General features: G+C 66.9%; 8 protein-coding genes and 1 pseudogene. 6 read left to right on the forward strand and 3 right to left on the reverse strand.

Annotation, left to right across the window (positions count from 1 at the left end):
* Window positions 1–1125: PepSY-associated TM helix domain-containing protein (locus MKK54_RS02805; RefSeq protein ID WP_244008991.1), on the forward strand; the 1125-nt coding region annotated here is incomplete at its 5' end.
* Here the strand turns inward: MKK54_RS02805 and MKK54_RS02810 are convergent.
* Complete coding sequence (locus tag MKK54_RS02810) at window positions 1112–1903, reverse strand: class I SAM-dependent methyltransferase (protein ID WP_244008992.1); 792 nt, start codon at window positions 1901–1903, stop codon at window positions 1112–1114. The genes MKK54_RS02805 and MKK54_RS02810 overlap by 14 nt on opposite strands.
* A 201-nt stretch (window positions 1904–2104) precedes the next feature.
* On the opposite strand from MKK54_RS02810, the gene MKK54_RS02815 reads away from it, so the two are divergent.
* The 4 genes from MKK54_RS02815 to MKK54_RS02830 all read left to right on the forward strand — a co-directional run bounded on the left by MKK54_RS02815 (window position 2105) and on the right by MKK54_RS02830 (window position 5472).
* Window positions 2105–2869 carry a hypothetical protein gene (locus MKK54_RS02815; RefSeq protein WP_244008994.1) on the forward strand — a complete coding sequence of 255 codons (765 nt, stop codon included), beginning with the start codon at window positions 2105–2107 and terminating at the stop codon, window positions 2867–2869.
* On the forward strand, window positions 2814–4205 hold the full coding sequence (locus tag MKK54_RS02820; RefSeq protein ID WP_244009004.1) for a DNA-packaging protein: 1392 nt from the start codon (window positions 2814–2816) through the stop codon (window positions 4203–4205). The genes MKK54_RS02815 and MKK54_RS02820 overlap by 56 nt, the downstream gene beginning before the upstream one ends.
* A gap of 384 nt (window positions 4206–4589) precedes the next feature.
* On the forward strand, window positions 4590–5069 hold the full coding sequence (locus MKK54_RS02825) for a Panacea domain-containing protein (RefSeq protein WP_244008996.1): 480 nt from the start codon (window positions 4590–4592) through the stop codon (window positions 5067–5069).
* 22 nt (window positions 5070–5091) lie between these two features.
* A complete protein-coding gene (locus MKK54_RS02830) occupies window positions 5092–5472 on the forward strand; it encodes a hypothetical protein (protein ID WP_244008998.1) in 381 nt (126 codons plus the stop codon).
* A gap of 19 nt (window positions 5473–5491) precedes the next feature.
* On the opposite strand, the pseudogene MKK54_RS02835 reads toward MKK54_RS02830, so the two are convergent.
* Together MKK54_RS02835 and MKK54_RS02840 are read right to left on the reverse strand one after the other, a co-directional pair.
* A pseudogene (locus MKK54_RS02835) lies at window positions 5492–5686 on the reverse strand (IS1595 family transposase); the annotation flags it as partial.
* Between the two features lie 18 nt (window positions 5687–5704).
* Window positions 5705–6754 (reverse strand): tyrosine-type recombinase/integrase, encoded by a 1050-nt coding sequence (locus MKK54_RS02840; RefSeq protein WP_244009000.1) that lies wholly within the window; start codon window positions 6752–6754, stop codon window positions 5705–5707.
* A gap of 545 nt (window positions 6755–7299) precedes the next feature.
* Here MKK54_RS02840 and MKK54_RS02845 point away from each other — a divergent pair.
* On the forward strand, window positions 7300–7440 hold the full coding sequence (locus MKK54_RS02845; RefSeq protein WP_244009002.1) for a hypothetical protein: 141 nt from the start codon (window positions 7300–7302) through the stop codon (window positions 7438–7440).
* Window positions 7441–7525: the final 85 nt, after the last annotated feature.

Raw genomic sequence — 7525 nt, forward strand, 5'->3', positions numbered from 1 at the left:
CGCATCTTCGCGGACTTCTTCACCTTCCGGCGGGACAAGGCGGCCCAGCGCGGCTGGCTCGACGCCCACAACGTCACCGGCGTGCTCGCCCTGCCCTTCCACCTCATGATCACCTACACGGGCATCGTCACCCTCGCGCTGACGTACATGCCCTGGGGCGTGACGACGGCCTACAAGGGCGAGGCGCAGACCTTCTACGCCGAGAGCGGCCAGATCACCGCGCCGCGCCCGCCCGCCGGGCAGCCCGGCACGCTCGCGCCGATCGGCGGGATGGTGCGCGAGGCCATGGCGACGGTGTCCGAGCCCCTGGAGCGCCTGTCGATCCTCAATCCAAAGGACGCCAACGCCACCGTGGTCGCGGTGTTCGAGGAGCCGCACGGGCTCTCGCACGAGCATCCGCAGGTCGCCTTCGACGGCGTCACCGGGGCGGTGCGCGAGGTCCGGCAAGGCGGCATCCAACCGGCGGCCCGGACCTTCACCACCATGGTGGGCCTGCACGAGGCGCATTTCGCCGGGCCGGCCCTGCGCATCCTGTTCTTCGTCTGCGGCCTGATGGGCTCGGCCATGGTGGCGACCGGCCTCGTGCTCTGGTCGGTGGCCCGCCTGCCCAAAGCGGGAGAACGAACATTCCCCGGCCTGCGCCTCGTCCAGGCCCTCAACATCGGCAGCGTCGCGGGCCTGCCGACGGCGATCGCGGCCTACTTCCTCGCCAACCGGCTCCTGCCCCTCGACCTGAGCGACCGGGCGGATTGGGAGATCGCGGCCTTCTTCGGAACCTGGGCGCTCGTGACCGTGGCGGGCCTCGCCGGGTCGCAGCGCCGGGCCTGGCGGCTGGCGCTGGGGAGCGTGGCCGCCCTCACCTGCGCGGTAATCGCCGCCGACCTCGCCCTGGTGGATCATCACTGGGCCGGGCTGTTCACGGGCGATGCGCGCTTCGTCTGGTTCGACGCGACGCTCCTGGCGCTGGCCGCCCTGTTCGCCTACGCCTCCCGCAAGGTCGCCCGCTACGCCCCGCGCCAGCGGGCGAGCCGGGCCGCCAAGGCGCCGGACATGACGCCCCAGGTGGCGCGCCGGACATTGGCCACCACCCGCGCCCAGTCGGCCGACGCGCTCAGCGAGGCGTGAGCGACGACGCCCCCGCAGGCTCCGCCCTGCGGGCGGTCACCGAGTAGCCGAGGCAATCGTCGTCCGAGCCGAGCCGGAACGCCATCGCGGCGTGCGCGACGAGCAGGGCGGTCGCCGTCAGGGGGATCGCGGCAGCGAACAGCAGCTTTCCGAGGAGCCCCTCGTAGGCCCAGCGAAACGGGATCGCCGCCACCTTGTAGCCCGCGACCGCGATGTCGTTGCCGCGCGGCGAGACCGTGACCGCCTCGAAGCCGTGCGTGGCCAGGAGGTGCGCCAGGGCGGCGGGCGTGAAGCGGAAGTAATCGTGCGGCTTGAAGTGGTAACGGGCCTGGAACGGCACCGTGAAGAACATCGCGCCCCCCGGCCGCAGCACGCGGGCGCACTCGTCGAGGAACGCACCGGTCTCGAGCACATGCTCCATCACCTCGGTGTGGAACAAGGCATCCATGCTGGCCGAAGCGACGGGGAAGGTCGCGCCCGAGTAATAGGTGATGTCGGAGAGCGGCGACATCCGAAAATCCGCGCCGGCCTCGGCCCGGTCGATCCCGGTGTAGCGGCAGGCCGCCGGGACGAAGCGCCGATAGGGCTGCTCGCCGCACCCGACCTCCAGCAGGGGCCCGCGCCGCTGTCGCAGCCAGGCCTGGGCATCCCGCGAGGCGGTGAAAACCTGCAGGTCGGCGAGCCATTGCACGCGGCCGATCAGACGCCCGAGCAGGCCGGCGCGCGCCACGAGGGCGTTCCGGGGCGGGCGGCGGATCTCGACGGCATCCAGGCTCATCGCGGGTGTTCCGTGGGGCGATGGCGATAGGGGTAGCGGAAAAGGGTTTCCGAAATCGATCGGCGGCGCCTCCCCATCCATCCTGATTAAAATCCGTAAATAGGATTTTATGATTGACACCGCGACGCTCCCGAGCTATCAATACCCCACGCTCAAGAAGTGTGAGTTGAGGCCGGTTCAACGGCCGCGGAGGCATCGGCGATGATCCTGGTGCCGATCCCGGCTTCCACCCGTGCCGCCGTCGAGGCGGCCCTGCGCGACACGCGCCGCCCGATCCGCGCCATCGCGGCGGAGACGGGCGTCGGGGAATCCACCATCCGGACCTGGAACCGGCGCCACGGCTGGCGCCCGGCGATGGCGACCCGGTTCGACCCGACCCGCTGGAAGGCGCCACGCCGCCTGGCGGTCGCCCGCCTCTACGGGCTGCCCTGGCTCGATATCGGCGACCTCGCTCAGGCGATGGGCATGCCCCGGCACCGCGCCGAGGCGATGTTCGCGCTCTGCGGCCTGGAGGGGCGCCGGCCCGGCGAGGCCATGGGCGCGACCGGGCTCGACACCGACCCGCGCCGCCTGCGGGCGGCCCTTCGGGCGCATATCGCCCGGCAGATCCTCCGCTTCGACGTGGCGCTCAACGCCGAGGCCGAGCACGGTGACGGGAAATCCTTCGACAGCGCCCGGGTGCTGCGCGACCTCGGCGGCCTCAAGCGCCTCCTGGACGAGGCGGACGCGGACGAGCGGGCCGAGACCGGCCTGCCCGGAACGAATTCGGGAACGGGAGCACGCGATGGCACGGCGTTCGGCGGCGCTTCCGGTTCCGGCGGCGCCGGTGGCGGCCCGCCCGCCGACGACCTGCCCGCCCTGCGCGCGGAGATCGCGCGGCGCGCTGCGGCTTTCCGCGGCGAGCGGCCGGATTCCGGCCCTGCTGGAGAGCCTGCCGCCGCACCTGATCCGGGCCCTGGCGACTGACTGGCTCCACGCGGCGCGGGACGACCAGCTTCCGCCCTGCCCCGCCCGCGACCACTGGACCACCTGGGCGGTGATCGGCGGGCGCGGCGCCGGCAAGACCCGCACGGGGGCCGAGTGGGTCCGCGCCCTGGCGCTGGGCGACCCGGCCTTCACGGCGAGGCCGGTGGGCCGCATCGCGCTGGTCGGCGAGACCTTCGCGGACGTGCGCGACGTGATGGTGGACGGCCCCTCCGGCCTCCTCGCGCTGGCCGGGCGGCGCCCGTCCTGGTCGCCCTCGCGCCGGCGCCTCGAATGGGACAACGGCGCAATCGGCCTCGCCTTCTCGGCCGAGGAGCCGGATTCCCTGCGCGGGCCCCAGTTCGGGGCGGCCTGGTCCGACGAGATCGCCAAGTGGCGCTACGCCGAGGCCACCTACGACATGATCCAGTTCGGCCTGCGGCTCGGGGAGCGCCCGCGCGGCCTCGTCACCACCACGCCCCGGCCGATCCCGCTGCTGCGCCGGATTCTCGCCGATCCGCGCACCGTCGTCAGCCGCGCCCGCACCGCCGACAACGCCGCCAACCTGGCGCCCTCCTTCCTCGACGCGGTGGTGGGGCGCTATGCCGGCACCCGCCTCGGGCGCCAGGAACTCGACGGCGAGATGATCGAGGACCGGGCCGACGCGCTCTGGACCCGCGCGCGCATCGAGGCCGGACGCGTCCTGCGCGCCCCGGAGGACCTGCGCCGCGTCGTCGTGGCCATCGACCCACCGGCCTCCTCGAAGGCAGGGGCGGATGCCTGCGGAATCGTCGCCGCCGGGCTCGATGCCGCCGGCCACGCCTACGTGCTCGCCGACGCCACCCTGGCCCGCGCCAGCCCCGAGGCCTGGGCCTCCGCCGCGCTGGCGCTCTACCACCGCCTCGCGGCGGACAGCCTCGTGGTCGAGGTCAACCAGGGCGGCGAGATGGCGACCAGCGTGCTCGCCCAGGTGGATGCCGCCGTGCCCGTCACCCCCGTGCGGGCCACGCGCGGCAAATACCTGCGGGCCGAACCGGTCTCGGTGCTCTACGCGCAAGCGCGCGTCCACCATGTCGGCGCCCTGCCGGCGCTGGAGGACGAACTCTGCGATTTCGTCTGCGTCTTTGTTCTACAACGTTTTTTGCCAGCTTTTTTACAAGCGTTTTACAATCTGTGTTCTCGCAGGGTTCCCCGATGTACGATCCAACGCGAACGCGAGGCTAAGGCGACGCGCCTCCGCGATCGCATGGCAGAGATCAAGAACGACACGGCGGCGATAGATCGGGCGCTCTCGACGCTGGGCTACGAGGGCGATTTAGATGCCGCCATGCCCCGTTAGAAGCGCGAAGTTCTATTCGGCAGTGGGGAGCTTACGCGAAGCATTCTCGACACCCTGCGGGACGCTACGGTGCCCATGACAAGCCGGGAGGTCGCGCAGTCCGTCTTATCGCTCACGGGACACGACGCGCGGGACCGGGCTTTAATGACGGCGCATACGCGGCGGGTGTCGAAAGCGTTGCGGGTTCTGAAGGTTGACGGAATTGTGCGAGGCACGGCTGATGGGCGGGGCAATCTCGTCTGGACCCGCGCAGGGCATTGAAGCCGCCTGCTAGAATTCTGTTACGAGGCGCATTAGTTTACGCTCATGCCGTGCAGGGTTCACCCTGCGCGGTTTCGTGATTCGCCAACTTGGAACCCTACGGCGCCCATGAGGGGCCAATAGATGCCAAATTATTCATCCAAAGCGGTCGCCAACGAGTTTCTTCGCCGACGCAGCGCATTTGGGCTCCCCGCTCAGATGTGGTTGCAAAAACTCGTCTATATCGCCCACGGATGGAACCTTGCCGTCAACAATGAGCCGCTTGTCGCCGATAGCGCAGAAGCTTGGGATGGCGGGCCAGTATACCGCCCTATCTGGAACCATATTAGAGATTATGGCTTCGGTAAGCGATCTGAATTACTGGAGGAGCCGTGGTCAGACGAGCCATTTAAGGCAAATTTTACAGAGGAAGAAAATAAGATTGTAAACTTAGTTTGGGATAAGTATAAAGATTATTCTGGACATCAATTATCTCAGATGACCCATTTGCCCGGCACGCCGTGGACCGAGACTTATATTAAAAAGGGTAGAGACACCCCAATCGACAACGCGCTCATTAGGCGGCATTATCTTGATTTAGCTAAGGCTGGCCGTGCCGCCTGACGAGCGAGCGACACTAGACGACTTGAAAAAGGCCCCGGTCTTTCTGCCGGAGGCAAATATAGCCTATACAACCGATCAAATTGCTGGGCTAATCGAACAAATTGGCCTTATAGCGGAAAGAAACATATTACTACAAGAAGAAATCAGACTGTTGCAACCAAAGGCTCAAACAGCTCAGATATTGAATAGCTTGATCAAGCCTTATGCAAATCGAACTTTCTGGTTTATGGTCGGATATTGTGGCTTTGTTGGGGCTGTTCTGGTAGGTGCTGGCGCAAAGCAAGATTATTTTAGTGTTGACCCGGATGTATTAAAAATACTAGTCGGGAGTACGGCGGTAACAGTTATAGGACTTGTTGGAATGATACTTACCGGCGTATTTGTTGGAGCTAGGAAATATTAATCTGAGTTGACCGCAGAGCTTACGCAGCCTTACGCTGCCAATAGCCTTTCCATTGCCGGGAAACCGGGTGAACTAGCGCGGCATTCGTAGCCATCAGGTACTGGACGCCATTGCTCTTGCGGCGATAGTCCTCGCACCAGGCCATCTCGCCAGCGTAGGCGCCGAGGTAGGTGCCGCTGATGCGGTGATGAACGCCCATCTCAGCGCGGCGCAGGTGGAAGCAGTACAGCGCCTAACGCTCCAATCTCCGGCCCACATTCGAAAGCCGCAAGATAGCTGCCTGCCCGCTCGCCTTCCTGTCGGCGAAGCGCGCGTACCGCTCGATCATCGCGAGCGACATCCCGATCACATCCTGGATCTGGGCGGTGCTTAGGCCGGCCCGCCGAAGGCGAATGACGGCAGTGGCCCGTAGGCCATGCAGGGTCACGCCCTTCAGCACAGAGATCCCCTGACGCTGCTCGTCGAAGTGTCGCGAGAACAGCTTGCGGGTGAACGGGCGGCCAGACGCTTGCCGGACGAATGGCCCCGGTACCCTCTCCCACTCCTCCATTTCCGCCGCCAGTTCGGGCACGATCGGGCACCAGACCTCGCGCTTGGTTTTCTGCTGCGTCAGGCGGAAACCGTTCTCATCGACGTCTGTCGGCCCCATCCGAACCACGTCCGAGCCGCGCTGACCGGTGAAGATCATCAGGAACACGCCGCGGCGCACTGCGCCCGTCAGGTGCTCCTTCGCGGCCCGGATCTGGTCGTCCGTCCAAGGCTTGTGTCCACCCTGGCTCGCGTAGGGCTCGACGCCTTCGGTGATCGAGGCGACGAAATGGTCGCGCACCACGCCCCATGTCGAGACGGCGCGCATCGTGCTCAGGAAGTTGTTGCCGGCGCCAGGCTTGTCGGCGAGGCCGTCGACCACGCCGCGAATCATGCTCGCCCGCATCTGCTCCGCAGGCATCGAGCCGAAGCCCGCTCGCGCGATCTTGATCTGGCGCAGGTAGAGCGACCGCGTGCCGTCGCCCTTTCCCTTGAACTGCGGGGAATCGAGGTAGAGGTCGAGAACGTCCCCGAACGTCTTGACCGTCACGACGCCGCCGATTCCCTGGGCCTCTCGCAGTGCGATCCAGAACTTCGGGTCGGTCGGATCATCCGGAAGCCGGACGGGACGGGCTGCGTGCTCCGTCCCGCGTCCAGGGGACCAATAGAAGTACTCTCGCCCGCCCGCTTTCACGTGGTGGACGCCCTTAGGCAGGTCGACGGTGGCCGCCCGCTTTCGCCGCTTCAAGGGCACGTCTCACTCCTGCCTGGGCATCTGCCGCGATGGTATCGTTCGCCCCACCTTCCATGGAAGAGAGGGCTTGGTCGACGGAGGCCCACCGCCAGCGCACGCAGCCGGAGGACAGTCGAACCGGGCGCGGGAGCACGCCCCGACGCACCATCTCATCGACGGTGCTCTCGCCGATCTGTAGTTCAGCGGCGAGGCTGGCGCGGGTCATGTAGGCCGCCGGCATCTATCCGCCTCCTCGTGCATAGGCGCAGTCGGCACACGTCTGAGCCTGCCCGTCGCCCCGGAATCGCTCGTCGCAGGTATGGCAGCGCCGGACGTAGGTGCCAGGCGGGAGCGCGCTACAACTACGCAAGAGCTACCCCTACGGTCTTGAAGGCGCAGGCCTCATGTACCGGCGAAGTTACTCTAGGTCCTGGGCCAGGATTCGCGCACCACATCGGGTTCTCGCCCGGCTGGCCGAACAGATCCGGGAACAAGCCGTGGATCAGCGGTGTCAGTTCATTCAGCCGCCGGTTCGAGGCTTCCCATGCGGCACCACGGATCTGTTCGTGCTCGTCCGTGTCATCGGGGAACGGGCGATCCTCGGGCTGCTCACCGACCACGCAGGCGTCACCGTGGATGAACTCCTGGAGTATCATGTCCAGCACGACGAGGCCGATCTGATCACGTGCGGCAGGGGCGAGGCGTGACCAAGCCTCCCTGAGATCGGATGGGGTCGGGACCCTCCCGGCGCCTGCGCAGGGAGGGTCTGAAGCCATCGTCCGATTCACGATG

Origin of the sequence: Methylobacterium sp. J-068, assembly GCF_022829445.1 — a bacterium.
Classification (GTDB): domain Bacteria; phylum Pseudomonadota; class Alphaproteobacteria; order Rhizobiales; family Beijerinckiaceae; genus Methylobacterium.